Origin of the sequence: Rahnella ecdela, assembly GCF_019049625.1 — a bacterium.
Lineage (GTDB): Bacteria > Pseudomonadota > Gammaproteobacteria > Enterobacterales > Enterobacteriaceae > Rahnella > Rahnella ecdela.
The window spans coordinates 1-20473 of record NZ_JAFMOY010000107.1 but is presented as its reverse complement, the minus strand read 5'-3'; the positions used below and the strand labels follow the sequence as shown (position 1 = coordinate 20473).

General features: G+C 58.2%; 5 protein-coding genes. All 5 read right to left on the bottom strand.

Going from position 1 to position 20473, the window contains the following annotated elements:
* Nucleotides 1-234: 234 nt before the first annotated feature.
* Nucleotides 235-1410, bottom strand: a complete 1176-nt coding sequence (locus J1784_RS03245) for an HlyD family type I secretion periplasmic adaptor subunit (protein WP_217147994.1) — start codon at nucleotides 1408-1410, stop codon at nucleotides 235-237.
* Nucleotides 1407-3566 (bottom strand): type I secretion system permease/ATPase, encoded by a 2160-nt coding sequence (locus tag J1784_RS03240; protein WP_238485368.1) that lies wholly within the window; start codon nucleotides 3564-3566, stop codon nucleotides 1407-1409. The genes J1784_RS03245 and J1784_RS03240 overlap by 4 nt, the downstream gene beginning before the upstream one ends.
* A 106-nt stretch (nucleotides 3567-3672) precedes the next feature.
* Nucleotides 3673-19863 carry an Ig-like domain-containing protein gene (locus J1784_RS03235; protein WP_217147993.1) on the bottom strand — a complete coding sequence of 5397 codons (16191 nt, stop codon included), beginning with the start codon at nucleotides 19861-19863 and terminating at the stop codon, nucleotides 3673-3675.
* Nucleotides 19864-19945: 82 nt separating this feature from the next.
* The gene (locus J1784_RS03230; protein WP_217147992.1) at nucleotides 19946-20320 is read right to left on the bottom strand and encodes a TolC family protein; all 375 of its coding nucleotides are present in this window, start codon (nucleotides 20318-20320) and stop codon (nucleotides 19946-19948) included.
* 58 nt (nucleotides 20321-20378) lie between these two features.
* On the bottom strand, nucleotides 20379-20473 hold a 95-nt coding region (locus tag J1784_RS03225), incomplete at its 5' end, for an IS3 family transposase (protein WP_217147578.1).

Here is a 20473-nt window from a genome sequence, read left to right as displayed (position 1 = left end):
GGTCACCGCTTCATACTCAAGGCCATTTTTAAAAATAATGCTTACACATCAGTAATATTGGCGGGAAATACCCCGTCGAAATCATGCGCAGCTCAATAAGATGAGCGCATTCTATAGCGCAGTAAATATCAATGACAACTGCCGGATGTCCAATTCGGATTTTCTGACGGTTCTGCCTGAAACGAAAAAAACTGCAGCGTTCAGGCTGCAGTTTTTCAGAAGGCCGGAGGAGGATTAACGTTCCCTGAGCGCTTCGTTCATTTTGTTCAGCGGCTTCAGCAGATAATCAAGAATGCTTTTGTTACCGGTTTTGATATCCACCGTCGCGATCATCCCAGGGAAAATATAAAACTTCTCGTGGTGCTTATTTTCCAGATAATTAGCGCTGGTCTTAATATTGACCCGGTAATAGTAAACATCCCGGCGGACTTCATCCTGAAGAGTATCCGGAGAAATGGTGGTCACTTCGCCGTCGAAACTGCCATAAATGGAATAGTCATACGCCGTGATTTTGACTTTGGCTTTTTGCCCCGGATGAATAAACGCCACATCCCGCGGCGAGATTTGGGCTTCCACCAGCATCTGATCGTCGAGCGGAACCAGCGTCATCAGCTTGCCATTCGGCGGGATCACGCCGCCGACGGTATTCACATCGATATTCTTCACAATCCCTTTGACCGGCGAGAAAAACTCCAGACGATTCAGTGAGTCTTTGCGCCCTAAAATCACCGAGCGCTGCGCTTCAATCTCGGCATTGGCCTTCGCCAGTTCTTCACCGGCGCGCACGTGATACTGGGTTTCCAGATCGGTGGCTTTGCTCTCCATTTCATTAATCTGGCGTTGCAGACGCAACACTTCCACATCACTGGCCGCGCCCTGTTTGACCAACGGCACGGTCATTGACAGCTCGCGACGAATAAGCGCCACACCCTGTTTCAGGCCGGTCAGTTGCTTTTCCAGGCTGTTACGGCTGGAGTTGTACAGTTCGGTTTCCGATTTCACCAGCTCCGGTTCGTCATCCAGCTCTTTCGGAAACACCAGCGGCGTGTTGTTGATCTGCGCCGTTAAACGCGCCGCCGTCGCCAGCGCGGCATGTAAACGCGCCACGCTTTCCTGTACGCCGGATTCGGTTTTGGTGCGGTCGAGCTGTGCCAGACGCTGCCCGCGCTCCACCACTTCGCCTTCCTGCACGTCAATCGAGTGTACAATGCCGCCTTCCAGCGACTGCACAATCTGTTCGTGAGAAGAAGGAATGACCTTTCCGGTGCCGGTGGTGACTTCATCCAGATGGTAAAAATTCGCCCACAGGAAAAAACTCAGCAGCATCAGCGCCAGTGCCCAGACCAGAAGGGTGGAGCGCGGCAGGGAATTTTCTGCCAGTGGTCGGTGATGTTGTTTACGTCCGTTCATGCGGAAACCTCCTGTTTCTGCGCTGCCTGACCTTTGGGCCTGAAATGCTTATTCAGGATTTCGTCTTTGCTGCCGTCGAGCGAAATCCGCCCGTTATCCATGACGATGATGCGATCCACCAGTTGTAACAGCGCCAGACGGTGCGTGGCGATCACCAGCGTTTTGTCTTTTGCCCAGCCGGAAAGCTGATTAATCAGATTCCATTCCGAAATCTCATCCAGCCATGCTGTCGGTTCATCCAGCAACAGAACCTGCGGCTGGGTGATAATATTGCGCGCCAGCAACAGCGACTGACGCTGACCGCCGGAAAGCCCGACGCCGCCTTCATGAATGAGGAAATTCAGGCCGTTCTCTTTTTGCTGCACAAACGTCAGCGCACCGCTGATGACCAGCGCCTGATGAATTTCTTCGTCGGTAGCCTGCGGGCGTCCCATCGTGATGTTGTCGCGCACCGACCCGAAAAACAGGCTGGCATTCTGGTTATGCAGCGCAACGTCACGGCGTAAATCCGCCGGATCAATCTGTTTAATGTTGACGTTATCGAGCACCACCTGCCCTTGCTGAACCTGCTGCATTCCTGCCAGCACCTGTAACAGCGTTGATTTGCCCGCGCCGTTTTTGCCCAGCACGGCGATTTTCTCACCCGGTTTGATGTGTAGTCTGGCAATGGTCAGATTGGCGACTTTCTCTTCCTCATCGTAATAAAACACCGCGTCATGCAGCGTGTAGCCGCCGGTGATTTGCGCCTTATGCACCATCTTCTGACCGTCTTCCTGATCAATCGGGCGCTGCATCAGTTCATCCAGCCCTTTACGTGCGACTTTCGCCTGCTGCCAGCGGGAAAGCACGCCGGAGATCTGCGCCAGCGGCGCAATGGTACGTGAGGCAAGAATGGTGGTTCCGACCAGCGCACCGGTGGTCATATCGCCGCTCATCACCAGATAACAGCCCACCAGCAACACGACGGCGTAAACGATGGACTGCACTTCCTGCGTCCAGGTCATCAGTAAACTGGTCAGAAAACGCTGACGCATACTGATATCCGCCGACACTTCATTGCAGTGATTCCACTGGTTCTGAAAACGCTGTTCGGCACGCATAAGTTTGATGTCTTCAAGCGATTCCACCGCTTCCACCAGCGAGGCATTACGCACCGCCGATTCGCGCATCCCCTCGCTGGCCAGTTTCGCCAGCGGTTTCTGGATCAGTAATCCGGGGATCAACAAAAGGGGGATCGCCAGCAGCACCACAAACACCAGCGGGCCGCCAATCATCCATAAAATCACCGTGAACAGCAGAAAAAACGGCAAATCCGAAATCACGCTGAGGGTGGTTGAGGTGATCAGCTCGCGCACGGATTCCAGTTCACGGATTTGCGAAATAAAGGATCCGGTCGATTTGGAACGGGCACCGTTTTTAATGCGCAGCGCGCGACCAAATACGCGGTCGGAAATACGTAAATCGGCGCGTTTACCCACCACATCCGAGATATGCACGCGCACCATGCGCATCACAAATTCAAAGGTGATCGCCAGCATCACTCCGGCAAACAGCACCCACAATGTCGGGATGGATTGCGACGGCACCACGCGGTCATAGACCTGCATGGAAAACAGCATTCCGGCCAGCGCCAGCACGTTGGCAATCATCGAAGCCAGCATGATATCGCTGTAACGACGCCAGTCTTTCAGCGCCAGATCCCAGAACCAGTTTTTCTTGTACGGTTTTATATAGTTATCAACACGTGCATCAGGAATGGTATGCAGCGGCCGCAGCAGCGTGGTGCTTTGCGCCCGCTCAGAAAGTTGTTCAGACGTCAGGGTAGTTTCCAGCCCGTTATCTTCAGTAAATTGCACGGCGCACTGGCCGCTGGCGTCCATATGCGTCACCACACCCAGTCGCCCGTTATCAAGCGTGACCACAAACGGCACACTGACGGGATCCAGATCGCGCGGGTGGAAATCCCGCGTCACGCGCCCCAGCCCGAGTTTCTTTGCCATTTCATCAAGCACCACATCGGTGGGTGATCCCATTTCCCACGCAATAGTGGCTTTGACGTGTTCTTCTGAATAATCCAGACGGTAGTGTTTCGCGATATCGAGCATGGCTTTCAGCCAGCCGGTGTAGCCTTTTTCTGACATGGTCTCTTTTTTCATCTTCATTCTTCCCTAATTCATTCTTCCTTCACGCTCATTCTGGAACATGAACAGGCCATCCGCAGAAGCGGAACAGGGGATTTGCCCTGCTCCGCCCTGCGACTGATTAACCGACAATCAGCTGATGGTTCGCCAGCAACGTCGCCAGATCGGTATGCACGTTATTCAGCGTTGCGATGGTGGTCATCGACTGCACCGAACCGCTGCCATCCATATCAACCTTGATGACGGTATTGTTGCCCTCGGTGGTCACCGACAGGTAATCGGTGATGTTGCCCGCAGAAGTATCGAGCGTCGCCACGCCATTGACGTAGCTGGCTGTGCCCGTGCCGGTGTAACCGCCGGACTGCAACAGCTCGCTCAGATCCAGACGATCTGAGTTCGCCGTGCCTTCCCATGTGCCGACCGTAAAGCCGTTGATGGTGTCGGAGCCGTTACCGCCGGTCGCGTCAGCACTGTCCAGCAACTTGTACAGCAGCGTGTCGTGCCCGCCGTTGCCTAAGTTAAAGGTGTCGTTGCCACCGCGCCCTTCGAACACGTTATCCCCCACGCTGCCGGTGATGACATCGTCGTAGTTCGACCCGGCAATGCCTTCGATATCTTTGAAGGTTGACGTGTTGAACCCGGTGTTCTGCGCATTACTGCTGCTCAGATCTACCGTGACGCCGCTGGTCGCATTGCGGAAATCGACGATGTCCAGGCCGCCGGTGACGCTCCAGGTCGCATGGTCTGACGTGGTGCTCCAGCCGCCCGAGCCGTTGTACACATAGGTGCCGTTTTCCGCGATAAATGTGTCGTTGTAGCCGGTACCGGTGATTGTGCCGCTGTGCCCGCCGGTTGCCGCGTCTGCGGTTAACGAGTAGCTGCTGGTGCCGTCGCCTGCGGTCAGGTCATTCCAGGTCGCATTGGACGACACGCCGTTGATGTTGCGCACCAGCACCGCCGAATAGGTTTCATTCGGATCCAGCCCGTAGAAATTCACCAGCGCCGACGCATCGTTAATCCCGATACCCGACTGGGCGTTGATTATTTGCGACGCCACCAGTTCACCGGCCGAGTTGTATAGCTGCACGGTGTTGCCGTAAAACACGTTCATCCCTTCGCCGTCGAGAATGCGCAGGTGGATCGCCGTGCCGTCAGCAATGGTGCTGTTGTTGGCGATGTACACCACTTTGCCGTTGGCCTGCGACACCAGCAGGTCCTGCGTGCCGTTCCAGTCGTAATCGAGAGTCGCAATCCCCGTCACGTTAACCAGTGAAGACGCCAGCGCGCTGCTGCTCCAGCCGTTGCCCGTACCGTCGTTCATGTACAACGTGGCGGTCTGGTTGGCGGAATAAGTGCTGAACTTTATGATGTCCATATCACCGTCACCGTCCCAGTCCACGGCGGCTGACAGATAGCCGGCTGACGCTGCATTCGTGGTCGATGTTCCAACCGCCGTTGGCGTAGTCAGCAGGGTTCCCTGACCGCTGTTGTAGTAAATCGCGCCACCGTAGTTGTACGTTCCGTTCGGATTCATACCGGAGGAAATGTACAAATCCATCAGGCCGTCGCCGTTGAAGTCCGCCCAGGTCATCGACACTGCGGTGGTCGAGTTAGCGGCATTCGGTACAAACACGTTGGCGATACTTTGGGTTTCCGACAACGTGCCGGTACCGTTATTGCTCACCACCGTCAGGGCGTACACGCCGTTACGGTTGGTGTGCTGAACGATATCCACCGTACCGTCGTTGTTGATATCCACGCCGGAGATTTCGCGATATGTCACACCCGCGAGCCCGGCGGCACCGGCGGAACCATCAGCTGATAACACACCGTTGTTATTCACCAGATAGCTGCGGGAGTCGCCGCCTGCATCGCCGTACGCCAGATCCACCCAGCCGTCACCGGTTTTATCGTAAGCAATCACACCGCCGTACCAGATGGTCGTCCCGATGGCCTGCTGGCCGTAGGTGTACGAACCGTCTGCGTTCGCCGTCCATTTGCCCTGAATACTGCCGCCGTAGTTGGTTTCCGTCGCATAAATGTCTGACGTACCATTACGGTCAGTATCCGCCAGCGTGTAACTCACCACGATGTTGCCGCGGGAGTTGGTCAGCGTGGTACCGGCATAATTGTTCAGATCAGAACTGGTGTAATCGGATATGCCGGTGACAATATTCCACAAACCGCCGCTGTTCAGGCTGAAGGCCATGGCATTGGTCGATGTGGCGCCCGCTGTGGTCGCCCAACTGGTATCCACCGCCGTTTCTGCATATATCACTACCGCGCTGGTGCTGATGCCTGCATCGTTACCGTTGCCGGCGCTGCTTCTTACCTGCGCGGTCACGTCGTAACTTGCCAGTCCGAGCGCGCCCGGCACCTGCAAATACCAGGTGTTGTTCAGCGGATCGACCACCACTGCGCCGCCGGTTTCCGACGTGTACGTCACGCCGTTGACCACCACCTGCACATACATCCCTTCGCCCAGCGCTTCGGACAACGTACCGCTGATGACTGGCGTCGTATCCTGCGTGGATTCTGGTGTCACCGTCGCTATCGTGGTCGGGATCGACGTATCTACGTTCAGGATGAAATCGGTTGAAGACGACGTGTTCCCTGCCAGATCCTGCGATTTCGCCACGTAGATGTAGGTGCCGTCTGCCAGCGCTGAATCGGAGAAGGTCCAGGCCAGACCGACCACCGTCGCGACACCAACAAAGACGCCGTTGCGATAGATTTTCAGCACTTCACCATCGGCGAGCGCTTTGCTCAGCGTGCCGCTCAGGGTCGGTGCGGTTTCATCGGTGTACGTGCCGGAACCGAACGAACCGGTACGATCGCCTTCGTCATCGGAATACTTAACGATGGTCGCCACCGCTTCAGGGTTCAGCGTATCGATAACCACCGTCTGACTGCCGAGGGTGCCGACGTTGCCCGCCTGATCGATAACCCGCACCTGCACGTTGTAGTTGCCGTCCGCCAGCACGGTGCCGGTGGCGTCATAGCTCCAGCCCACACCGTTCACCACCACGTCAGTCCAGGTTTTGCCGCCGTCGAGGCTGATTTGCGCCCTTTCGTCAGTCGCCAGCGCTGCGCTCAGTGCGCCGGTCATGGTCAGCGTATTGTCGCTGGTGATGAAGTCACTGGCGGAATCGCCGGTATCATTGCTTATCGCTTCAATGGTGATGGTTTGCGTCGGCGCAGTGGTGTCAATCGTCACCACCTGCTGCGCAGTCTGGCCAACGTTCCCGGCCTGATCCACCACGCGAACCTGATACAGCGTCTGACCGTCGGTCAGCGTGCGGCCGTCAACGTAAGTCCAGGTGCTGCCCTGAAGCGTCACGGTGGTCCAGGTTGCGCCGTTATCCACGCTAATCTGCACCACTTCGCCCGGACTCAGTTCCTCCCCAATCGAACCGGTGACCGTCAGTGACGTATCGCTGGTAACAAAATCGCTGGCAGATGAACCGGTGTCCGTCGTGATGCTGTCGATACTCACGGTTTTGCTGCTGTCCGGCGCAATGGTATCGACGGTAACGACTTTCGAGGTCACATTGCCGACGTTACCCGCCGTATCGACGACGCGGACGTTATAGGTGTAATCACCGTCCGTCAGCGTGCGGCCATCGGCAAATGTCCAGCCGGTGCCAATCGTCGTCGCGTTCGCCCACGTCAGACCGCCGTCAACGCTCACCTGCACCACTTCGTCGGCAGACAGCGTTGCACCAAGTGATCCGGTGACGGTCAGCGAGGTATCACTGGTCACAAAGTCATTGCCGCTCAGGCCGGTATCGGTGCTGATCGCATCAACACTGACCGTTTTACTGCTGTCCGGTGCTGTGGTATCAATTGTGACCACCTGGCTGGCGGTCGCGCCGACGTTACCGGCCAGATCCACCACCCGCATCTGGTAGTTGTAATCACCGTCCGCCAGTGTGCGGCCGTCGATGTACGTCCAGGTCAGGCCGCTGATGCTGACGTCATTCCAGGTATTGCCACCGTCGAGGCTGATTTGAACATACTCATCAGCCCCCGGCGCTGCGCCCAGCGTGCCGCGCAGGTTGATGGTGGTGTCGCTGGTGATAAAGTCGCTGCCGCTCAGGCCGGTATCCTGCGAAATCGCGTCGATACTGATGGACTGGCTGGCGTCTGGCGCGACGGTATCAATCACTACCGTCTGCGCCGCCGTTGAACCGACGTTGCCCGCCGCGTCAATCACCCGCACGTTATAGGTGTAACTGCCATCCGCCAGCGCGCTTCCCTGCACGTAGCTCCAGGTGGTTCCGGTCACGGTCAGCGTGGTCCAGGTCACCCCGCCATCCAGGCTGATTTGCGCGGACTCGTTATCGCCCAATGCCGCAGAAAGCGCGCCTTTAAGCGTGATGGTGTTATCGCTGGTCACAAAATCGCTGGTGCTGCGGCCGGTGTCATCGCTGACCGAATCAATGGTGATGGTCATTGCTGGCGCAGTGGTATCGACCGCGATGTCATGGCTGGCAGAACCGCTGTTGCCGATGCTGTTGGTGACAGACGCGGTAATGCTGTAATTCTCGCCATCCGCCAGCGCATTCACGGCATTGGCGCTGAGGTTCAGCGTCCAGGTCTGATCGCTTGCCACCTGCGTGGTGTAGTTCTGGCCGTTCAACGTCACCGTAACGGTTGAACCCGCCGGTGCCGTTGAAGTACCCGTAATCGCCAGCGGCCCGCCGTGTTCCGCCGCACTGACCACATCGTCCTGCGCGAAGGTATTGATGGTGATTTCAGGCACCGCCCCGCTGAGGCTGACAGTGGAATCTGTCGCCGCCGGATTTCCCGCGACGTCTTTCACGGACGCGCTGACGGTATAACTGCCGTCCGCTGCACCGTTGAAATCTGCCGCAGGCACATTCACGCTCCACGTGCCGCCGGAAGTGACGGTGGCGTGGTATTCGCGATTGTTAAAGGTCACGGTGACAATCTGTCCCGCTTCCGCTGACGTGGTGCCGCTGAGGGTCTGACCCGCCTGCTGCTCGGTGGTGTTGATGATGTCATCACCGGCAATAGTGTTAATGGTCAGCGTTGGCGCAACCGTATCGACAATCACGGAAGTGTCGGCAGATGCCGGATTACCGGCCACGTCGGTGGTGCTGGCGGTGACCGTCAACGTGCCGTCTTTGAGGGCCAACACGTCGTCCGCCGGAACGTTCACCGACCAGGTGCCATTGGCATTCACGGTCGTGGTGTAGGTTTCATTGTTGAGCGTGACGCTGACCTTCTGACCCGCCTGCGCGGTAGACGTCCCGCTGAGTGTCAGCGGCTGGCCCAGTTCCGCGGCATTCAGCATGCCATCGGTAGTGACCGGGTTGATGAGCAGCGCAGGCGCCGTGGCATCAACCACCACGTTGTGCGTAGCGCTGGCCGGATTACCCGCTGCATCGCTGGCACTGGCGGTCACGGTGTAATTACCGTCCGCAATTGCCGCCAGATCGGTTGACGGAACGCTCAGCGTCCAGCCACCGTTAGCACCGGCGTCTGCGGTGTAACTTTTCCCGTTCAGCACCACGGTCACTTCGGTGCCCGTCGCCAGCATGTCGCTGCCGCCGGAAATCGTCAGGCTGGTGCCTTTTTCCGCCGCATTGATGATGTCGTCCTGCGCAATCGTATCGATGCTCAGGCTGACCGCACTGGCATTCACGGTGATCAGATGTTCGCCGCTGCCAGTGTTGCCCGCACTGTCGGTGATGCTGACAGAAAGGGTGTTATCGCCGGAGGCCAGCCCTTTTATCACGTTCGCAGGAACACCGATGCTCCAGTTGCCGCTGGCATCCACGACCGTGGTGTAGGTCACTCCGCCAATCACCAGCGTGACCAGATTGCCCGGCTGAGTACCGGTGCTGCCGCCGGTAATGACCTGCGCCTGCGAATGTTCCGCCGCGTTCAGCACATCGTCGCCCGCCACCGTATTGATGGTGACGACCGGCGCGGTGATATCCACCAGAACCGAACCGCTGGCAGAAGCACTGTTGCCCGCCACATCTTTGACGGTGGCATTCACGGAATAGGTGCCGTCGCTCAGCGCCGCTGCGTCCGCTGCCGGAACAGACGTGCTCCAGGTGCCGTCGGTGCCGACGGTCGCGGTGTAGTCATTGCCGTTTACGGTAACGGTAACGATCTGACCCGCTTCCGCCGTCGATGTGCCGCTCAGGACCACGTCCGCGCCCGCTTCCGCACTGTTCAGCACGTTGTCACCGGCGATGGTGTTGAGGGTAATCGTCGGTGCAGAGGCGTCCACTTCGGCAGTATTCGCCGCAGTCGCGCCGTTGCCTGCCACGTTGGTGACGCTGGCAGTTGCAGTCACGTCGCCGTCTTTCAGGCTGGTCATGTCGCCTGCCGGAACATTGACGCTCCAGCTGCCGTCGTTGCCGACGGTTGCGGTATACGAGTGCCCCGCGAAGTTCACGGTCACCGTCTGACCGGCTTCGACGTTTTGCGTCGTGCCGCTCAGGGTTAAATCTGCCGCTTTTTCAGCGGCGTTAATGATGTCGTCCGCCGCGATGGTATCGACGGTGATTGCGACGCCGCTCAGATCGACGGTGACGTTATTCGAGATGGTTACCGAATTGCCGGACACGTCGGTGCCGGTCACGCTGATGTTAAGCGCGCCCGCAGGCCAGTTCGCCACATCGGTGGAAGGAACCGCCGCAGCCCACGCGCCGTTCGCGCCGACGGTCGCCTGATAATCGACGCCGTTGACGGTGACAGTCACGCTGCTACCTGCCGCGATATCAGTGCTGGTGCCGCTGACGATCTGGTTCTGCTGGATTTCGATGCTGTTAACCACATCGTCGCCCGCCACCGTGTCGATGCGCAGACCAGGCAGACCGGCGTCGATGTTGATCTCACGATCCGCACTGCCGCTGTTGCCGTGCTGATTGGTGACGCTGGCAGAAATCGTCAGGTCGCCGTCGCCGAACCCTTTCAGGTCTGCGGACGGCACGCTGACGCTCCAGCTCAGGTCGCCCTGTACTTCAGCGGTGTAGTTTTTTCCGCCCAGCGTAAGGGTGACGGTATCGCCCGCTGCCGCATTCGTCACTTTGCCGCTGATCTGCTGATCGGCGTTGATTTCGGTGGCGTTAAGGATGTTGTCGGTGGCCACCGGGCTGATGCTCACGGACGGCAGAGAGCTGTCGACTAACACGCCGTGCGTCGCGCTGCCGGTGTTGCCCGCCGCGTCGGTGCTGCTGGCGGTCAGGGTGTAATTTGTATCGCCGAGTTTAGCGACGTCGGTCGCCGGAACGTCCAGCGTCCATGCGCCATTAGTGACGGTTGCGGTGTAGTTCTGGCCGTTGAGGTTCAGCGTAATCACGCTGCCGTCTGCACCATTGCTGGTGCCACTGACGGTCAGCACTTCGCCTTTCTCGATAGCGTTAATGACGTCGTCGGCAGCCACGGTATTGATAGTCAGAACCGGCGCTACGGTATCAACCGTGACGTCATGAGTGACGGAACCGTTGTTGCCCGCCGCATCTTTCACAGTGGCGCTGACGGTGTAAGAACCGTCGGTCAGGCTGCTGACTACGTCAGAAGGTACGCCAACGCTCCAGTTGCCGTTCGCGTCAACCGCTGCGGTGTAGCTGTTGCCATCGATGTCGACGGTTACCAGTCCGCCCGCCGGAACGCCCGCGGAACCGCCTGTGATCATCAGGTTTTGCTGGTGCTCCTGCACGTTGATCACATCGTCTGCTGAAACGGTGTTGATGGTCAGAGTTGGTGGTGTCACATCCACCACCAAATCATTGCTGACCGAAGCACTGTTGCCCGCCACGTCGCTGACAGACGCCGTAATGGTGAAGGTGCCGTCGGTCAGAATGCCCGCATCCGCAGCCGGGATCGTTATGCTCCAGCTGCCGTCATTCGCTACCACCGCCGTGTAATTTCCGACCGTCACAATCTGGCCAGGCTCAGCCGTGGTAGTGCCGCTGATAATGACATCCGCGCTGGCTTCAGCCAGATTCAACACGTTATCACCGGCGATCACATTCATCGTGATGGTCGGTGCAAGCGTATCGAACGTCACATCCTGCGACGCGCTGGCACTGTTACCGGAAGTATTGGTTACCGAAACCTGAATTGAAGCATCGCCATCTTTCAGGTGGGTCATATCCGCAGCCGGAACGGTCAGGCTCCATGTACCACCGGTTTGCACCTGAGTGGTATAGCTGTTGCCCGCAAAAATAACGGTCACCGTCTGACCGGCCTCAACATTTAGCGTGGTGCCGCTCAGGGTTAAATCTGCCGCTTTTTCTGCGGCATTCAGCAGGTTGTCAGTGGAAACCGTGTCGATAGCGATACTGACGCTGCTGAGATCCACGGTAATGTCATTACTGATGGTGACGCTGTTGCCCGCCTCACTGGTTCCGCTGACAGAGACTTTCAGCTCACCGGCTGACCAGTTCGCGACGTCAACGGCAGGGATGGCCGCAGACCAGTTACCGCCTGCGCCGACGGTCGCCGGATAATCCACACCGTTAATGGTCACGGTCACGCTGCTGCCTGCCGCCAGACCATTGCTGGTTCCACTGATAATCTGGTTCTGCTGGATTTCGATGCTGTTGACGATATTGTCGCCGGCAATGGTGTCGATACGCAGACCGGGGATTGCCGCATCAATCGTGATATCGCGCTCACCGGAACCGCTGTTGCCGCTGGTGTTGGTTACGCTGGCAGCAATGTTCAGGCTACCGTCGCCCATGGCAACCAGATCGGCTGCCGGAACGGTCAGGCTCCAGGAGAGATCGCTCTGCACCTCTGTGGTGTAGGTTTTACCGCCCACCGTCACGGTGACGGTTTGCCCTGCTTGCGCATGCGTAACCCTGCCGCCGATCACCTGGTCCTGCGTGATCTCAGTGGCATTGATAATGTCATCGCCCGCGACCGTATTAATGGTCACTACCGGGCTATCGGACGAGGTTTGCAGCGTTTTAGCAGAAGAACCGCTGTTGCCGTAAACGTCAGTGCCGCTGACGCTGACCTGATAAAGCGCCTGCCCCAGATTCGCCAGGTCGCTGGCCGGAATATCTGCACTCCAGACGCCGCCGTTGACGGTACCCTGATAGTTCAGGCCGTTAAGCGTCACAATAACCGTCGCGCCATCAGCCAGACCTGTCACCGTACCGGTGACAGTCAGCGTGGTCTGCGCTTCGGTGGCGTTAAGAATATTATCCCCACCAGCCATGTCATTGATAACAAAGACAGGCGAAGTGGTTTCAACGGTTACGTCACGGCTGGCAGAACCGGTATTTCCGGCGGTGTCGGTGACCTGCGCGGTGATAGTGTAGCTGCCGTCATTCAGGCCGCTGACCACATTCGCCGGAACCCCGACGCTCCATTTACCGGAGCCATCGCTGACCGCGCGGTAATCGACGTTGTTGATGGTCACCGTGACCACAGAGCCTGCATCGACACCGGTCACGGTGCCGCTGATGATTTGCGCCTGCCCGTGCTCAGTACTGTTGATCACGTCATCGCCCGACACGGTATTGATCGTGACTTCCGGCGCGGTGAGATCAACCTGCGCGGTGCCGGTGGCCGTCGCCGGATTGCCTGCGATATCGCTGACGCTGGCGGTCAGTGTGTAAGAACCGTCGCCCAGACCGGAGAACACGCTGTTCGGCACGCCGGTTGTCCAGTTGCCGTCTGCGGCCACCGTCGCGCTAAAGGTTTCACTGCCCAGCGTGATGATGACTGTCTGGCCCACCTGTGCGGTACTGGTGCCGCTGAGGGTGACATCGGTGCCCGCTGTGACGGCGTTCAGCACATCGCTGGCGCTGATGGTTTGAATGGTTACTGTCGGCGCAGACGCGTCCACTTCCGCGGTGTTCGCCGCAGTCGCGCCGTTGCCTGCCACGTTGGTGACGCTGGCAGTTGCAGTCACGTCGCCGTCTTTCAGGCTGGTCATGTCGCCTGCCGGAACATTGACGCTCCAGCTGCCGTCGTTGCCGACGGTTGCGGTATAGGTGTGGCCCGCGAAGTTCACGGTCACCGTCTGACCGGCTTCGACGTTTTGCGTCGTGCCGCTCAGGGTTAAATCTGCCGCTTTTTCAGCGGCGTTAATGATGTCGTCCGCCGCGATGGTGTCGACGGTGATTGCGACGCCGCTCAGATCGACGGTGACGTTATTCGAGATGGTTACCGAATTGCCGGACACGTCGGTGCCGGTCACGCTGATCGCAAGCTGACCCGCAGGCCAGTTCGCTACATCGGTGGAAGGAACCGCCGCTGACCATGCGCCGTTCGCGCCGACGGTCGCCTGATAATCGACGCCGTTGATGGTCACGGTAACGGAACTGCCCGCCGCGATATCGGTGCTGGTGCCGCTGACGATCTGGTTCTGCTGGATTTCGATGCTGTTGACCACATTGTCGCCCGCCACCGTGTCGATGCGCAGACCAGGCAGACCGGCGTCGATGTTGATCTCACGATCCGCACTGCCGCTGTTGCCGTGCTGATTGGTGACGCTGGCAGAAATCGTCAGGTCGCCGTCGCCGAACCCTTTCAGGTCTGCGGACGGCACGCTGACGCTCCAGCTCAGGTCACTTTGTACTTCAGCCGTATAGGTTTTTCCGCCGAGCGTAAGGGTGACGGTATCGCCCGCTGCCGCATTCGTCACTTTGCCGCTGATCAGCTGATCGGCGTTGATTTCGGTGGCGTTCACGATGTTATCGGTGGCGACCGGGCTGATGCTCACGGACGGCAGAGAGCTGTCGACTAACACGTCGTGCGTCGCGCTGCCGGTGTTGCCTGCCGCATCGGTGCTGCTGGCGGTCAGGGTGTAATTTGTATCGCCGAGCTTAGCGACGTCGGTCGCCGGAACGTCCAGCGTCCATGCGCCATTAGTGACGGTTGCGGTGTAGTTCTGGCCGTTGAGGTTCAGCGTAATCACGCTGCCGTCTGCACCATTGCTGGTGCCGCTGACGGTCAGCACTTCGCCTTTCTCGATAGCGTTAATGACGTCGTCAGCTGCAACGGTATCGATAGTCAGAACCGGCGCAACGGTATCAACCGTGACGTCGTGGGTGACGGAACCGTCGTTACCTGCGGCGTCTTTCACAGAAGCCGTCACGGTATACGAACCGTCAGTCAGCGTGCTGACCACGTCAGCCGGAACGCCGACGCTCCAGTTGCCGTTCGCGTCAACCGCTGCGGTGTAGCTGTTGCCATCGATGTCGACGGTTACCAGTCCGCCCGCCGGAACGCCCGCGGAACCGCCTGTGATCATCAGATTTTGCAGATGCTCCTGCGCGTTGATCACATCATCATTGGAAACGGTATTGATGGTCAGAACCGGCGCGGTGATATCCACCAGAACCGAACCGCTGGCAGAAGCACTGTTGCCCGCCACGTCTTTGACGGTGGCATTCACGGAATAGGTGCCGTCGCTCAGCGCCGCTGCGTCCGCTGCCGGAACAGACGTGCTCCAGGTGCCGTCGGTGCCGACGGTCGCGGTGTAGTCATTGCCGTTTACGGTAACGGTCACGATCTGACCCGCTTCCGCCGTCGATGTGCCGCTCAGGACCACGTCCGCGCCCGCTTCCGCACTGTTCAGCACGTTGTCACCGGCGATGGTGTTGAGGGTAATCGTCGGCGCAGACGCGTCCACTTCCGCGGTGTTCGCCGCGCTGGCGCCGTTGCCTGCCACGTTGGTGACGCTGGCAGTTGCAGTCACGTCGCCGTCTTTCAGGTTGGTCATATCGCCTGCCGGAACATTGACGCTCCAGCTGCCGTCGTTGCCGACGGTTGCGGTATACGTGTGCCCCGCGAAGTTCACGGTCACCGTCTGACCGGCTTCGACGTTTTGCGTCGTGCCGCTCAGGGTTAAATCTGCCGCTTTTTCAGCGGCGTTAATGATGTCGTCCGCCGCGATGGTATCAACGGTGATTGCGACGCCGCTCAGATCGACGGTGACGTTGTTCGAGATGGTTACCCAATTGCCGGACACGTCGGTGCCGGTCACGCTGATCGCAAGCTGACCCGCAGGCCAGTTCGCCACATCGGTGGAAGGAACCGCCGCAGACCATGCGCCGTTCGCGCCGACGGTCGCCTGATAATCGACGCCGTTGATGGTCACGGTAACGGAACTGCCCGCCGCGATATCGGTGCTGGTGCCGCTGACGATCTGGTTCTGCTGGATTTCGATGCTGTTGACTATATCGTCGCCCGCCACGGTGTCGAGACGCAGCCCCGGCAGACCGGCGTCGATGTTGATCTCACGATCCGCACTGCCGCTGTTGCCGTGCTGATTGGTGACGCTGGCAGAAATCGTCAGGTCGCCGTCGCCGAACCCTTTCAGGTCTGCGGACGGCACGCTGACGCTCCAGCTCAGGTCACTTTGTACTTCAGCCGTATAGGTTTTGCCGCCGAGCGTAAGGGTGACGGTATCGCCCGCTGCCGCATTCGTCACTTTGCCGCTGATCTGCTGATCGGCGTTGATTTCGGTGGCGTTAACGATGTTGTCGGTGGCGACCGGGCTGATGCTCACGGACGGCAGAGAGCTGTCGACTAACACGTCGTGCGTCGCGCTGCCGGTGTTGCCTGCCGCATCGGTGCTGCTGGCGGTCAGGGTGTAATTTGTATCGCCGAGCTTAGCGACGTCGGTCGCCGGAACGTCCAGCGTCCATGCGCCATTAGTGACGGTTGCGGTGTAGTTCTGGCCGTTGAGGTTCAGCGTAATCACGCTGCCGTCTGCACCATTGCTGGTGCCACTGACGGTCAGCACTTCGCCTTTCTCGATAGCGTTAATGACGTCGTCAGCTGCAACGGTATCGATAGTCAGAACCGGCGCAACGGTATCAACCGTGACGTCGTGGGTGACGGAACCGTCGTTGCCTGCGGCGTCTTTCACAGAAGCCGTCACGGTATACGAACCGTCAGTCAGCGTGCTGACCACGTCAGCCGGAACGCCGACGCTCCAGTTGCCGTTCGCGTCAACCGCTGCGGTGTAGCTGTTGCCATCGATGTCGACGGTTACCAGTCCGCCCGCCGGAACGCCCGCGGAACCGCCTGTGATCATCAGATTTTGCAGATGCTCCTGCGCGTTGATCACATCGTCATTGGAAACGGTATTGATGGTCAGAACCGGCGCGGTGATATCCACCAGAACCGAACCGCTGGCAGAAGCACTGTTGCCCGCCACGTCTTTCACCGTCGCGTTCACAGAATAGGTGCCGTCGCTCAGCGCCGAGGCGTCCGCTGCCGGAACAGACGTGCTCCAGGCGCCGTCGGTGCCGACGGTCGCAGTGTAGTTCTGACCGTTCAGCGTGACAGTCACCACCTGACCGGCTTCGGCAGTGGAAGTGCCGCTCAGCACCACGTCTGCACCGGCTTCCGCGCTGTTCAGCACGTTGTCACCGGCGATGGTGTTGAGGGTAATCGTCGGCGCAGAGGCATCCACTTCCGCGGTGTTCGCCGCAGTCGCGCTGTTGCCCGCCACGTTAGTGACGCTGGCAGTTGCAGTCACGTCGCCGTCTTTCAGGCTGGTCATATCGCCTGCCGGAACATTGACGCTCCAGCTGCCGTCGTTGCCGACGGTTGCGGTATACGTGTGCCCCGCGAAGTTCACGGTCACCGTCTGACCGGCTTCGACGTTTTGCGTCGTGCCGCTCAGGGTTAAATCTGCCGCTTTTTCAGCGGCGTTAATGATGTCGTCCGCCGCGATGGTGTCGACGGTGATTGCGACGCCGCTCAGATCGACGGTGACATTATTCGAGATGGTTACGGAATTGCCGGACACATCCGAGCCGGTCACGCTGATGTTAAGCGCGCCCGCAGGCCAGTTCGCTACGTCGGTGGAAGGAACCGCTGCTGACCATGCGCCGTTCGCGCCGACGGTCGCCTGATAATCGACGCCGTTGACGGTGACAGTCACGCTGCTACCTGCCGCGATATCGGTGCTGGTGCCGCTGATGATCTGGTTCTGCTGGATTTCGATGCTGTTGACTATATCGTCGCCCGCCACGGTGTCGAGACGCAGCCCCGGCAGACCGGCGTCGATGTTGATCTCACGATCCGCACTGCCGCTGTTGCCGTGCTGATTGGTGACGCTGGCAGAAATCGTCAGGTCGCCGTCGCCGAACCCTTTCAGATCCGCAGAAGGCAGGCTGACGCTCCAGCTCAGGTCATTTTGTACTTCAGCCGTATAGGTTTTTCCGCCGAGCGTAAGGGTGACGGTATCGCCCGCTGCCGCATTCGTCACTTTGCCGCTGATCTGCTGATCGGCGTTGATTTCGGTGGCGTTAACGATGTTGTCGGTGGCGACCGGGCTGATGCTCACGGACGGCAGAGAACTGTCGACTAACACGTCGTGCGTCGCGCTGCCGGTGTTGCCCGCCGCATCGGTGCTGCTGGCGGTCAGGGTGTAATTTGTATCGCCGAGCTTAGCGACGTCGGTCGCCGGAATGGATAACGACCAGTTTCCGCCGCTGACAGTGGTGGTGTAATCCACTCCGTTCAGAGTGACGGTGACTGAGGTGCCGTCGGCGCTGTTGCTGCTGCCCTGGACTTCCAGCGCTTCGCCTTTACCCAATGCGTTAATCACATTGCCATTAACAACGGAATCAATGCTCAGTTGCGGATGGCCGGATGACAACATCACGTTCGCATTCTGGCTGCCCGTGTTGCCCGCTTTGTCGGTGATACTCACCGTGATGCTGTGGCTACCATCGGCCAGTGAACTGAACACTGACGCCGGTAATCCGATGCTCCAGGAGCCGTCTGCCGCAAGCGTGGTGGTGTAAGTCTGACCGTTCACTTCCAGCGTCACGGTATCGCCCGCAGCCCCGCCGGTGCTGGTGCCGCTGACGATTTGCGCCTGCGTCTGCTCGAGGCTGTTAAGAATATTATCCCCGGCAATGGTATTGATGGTGACGACCGGGATCGTGGTGTCTACAAGCACGTCATGCGTGGTGGAGGTGCTGTTGCCCGCCGCATCGCTGACCGAGGCGCTGACAGTGACATTTCCGTCTTTGAGTACGCCCGCATGGGCAGCAGGAATATTCACTGACCAGTGACCACTGGCATCGACGGTCGCCGTGTAGGCGATACCGTTAAGCAGAAGCGTCACAATCTGACCGGCTCCGGCATCCGACGTGCCGCTGAGAGTCAGTGGCTGGCCCGCTTCTGCAGCATTGAGAATATCGTCTCCCGCCAGTGTGTTAATGACGAGTGACGGAGGATGGGTATCAACCGTTAAAGTGGAGCTGGATGTGATGGTATTGCCTGCGCTGTCGACGCCGCTGACCTGAACGGTATACACGCCATCGGCAAGCGCCTGCGCATCAGCACCAGGAACGTTGACTGACCAACTGCCGTCCGCAGATACGGTGGTTTGCCAGCTCAAACCATTCAGGGAAACCGTCACGGTAGTTCCGGCGGCCAGATACGCGCTTTGACCTGAAAGGGCTACTTCCGCGCCCGCTTCTGCGGCGTTCAGCACGTTATCTCCGGCCAGCGTATCGACACTCAGGGACGCTTTTTCCGTCACGATATTGAGCGTAATGGAACCCGCGCTGGTGCTTGAACCGTTACTTTCCTGAACCACGATATAGGTGTGGGAACCGGCAGACTGTGGCGCGAGCTGGGCCGTCCACTGACCATTAGCGCCGACCAGCGTCGTCGCGATAATGTTTCCGCTGGCATCCACAATAGAAATTTCAGCACCCGGATTGCCGGTGCCGGTGAAAGTAGGACGCACATCATCGGTCACAGCCTGATTGACAAGAATGCCCTGGCTGTCGCCCTGCGTATCCGTTACCAGGAAGGTTGGCCGCGCCACTTCGACGTCTTTTGTATTATCAACGATTTTGGTTTTTTCGTCGGTGCCGCCGCTATGTCCCAGCAAAGCACCCACAGCGCCTGCACCCAGCACGCCAGCCAGCAGATACGGCCACTCAACACTGACTTCTGTCGTGCTGAGCAGCAAAGGCTCAAAGCCTGCAAGCGGTGTTTCCACCGCATGGACTGTAAAAGCAGCAGTATCATGAGCTGCTGTCGCATCGGTAAAATTAATTTCGGTCAGCTGCTGATTTTCATTCTGGAAAACCAGTTTATTTTCATTTTCCTGACCTATATTCTCAAAATATCCTACACAACGGATGACGGAGCCATCCTGCATATGAATAATCAGGTCATTACCGCTGCGTTCATAACTGGCGACATTTTTCACCGAGTCATGAATAACCACGATGCCCGACTCGTTCATTGCAAGTGCCGTATTTCCCTGGGCAGTGAAAACATTCTTCAGCGACGTTTTACGTGAGATAATATCTATGCTTCTGCTCATGATATTGTCCTTTATCCTTGTCAATAATGTGAGGTGTTTTTTCAATGCCGAAAGGCATTATTATTGTTGATTTAACGGCAGATCATTTTAAGTCGGGTAATGACTGTTTCATTCCCTGACTAATTCCAAGCTGAGGCAATAAATTATTTACCGCCGTCAAGTAATTAATCAATGAATACCCGCTGTCATATTTAGCGCTGACCTGTGAAAACTCAGCCTGGAATACGTCCTGTTCTACGCTGAGTAAATCATTCAGCGTGCGCTGGTTAAGCTTATATTCGCTTTTGTACACATCGCGTGAGCGGACAGAATCCTGCAACTGTGCGGCGCTGGCTTGCGCCTGCCCTTCGGCTCCCACCCAGTTGGCATACGCGACGGACGCCTTTTGCAAGATATCCAGCTTGGCCTGATCAACGAGTGTCGCGGCAATATTTCTGTGCCCCTCGGCCTGACTCACGCGAGCAGAAACGGCCCCGCCCTGATTGAACTGACCCCATAAAGTTGGACGGTTGTAATCAGGCTGCCGCTGTGGCCCGGGTCCGGTATTCTACCGGGCTCAGGCCCTTTAACTTCAGTTTGATCCGTTCATTGTTGTAATAGCCGATATACC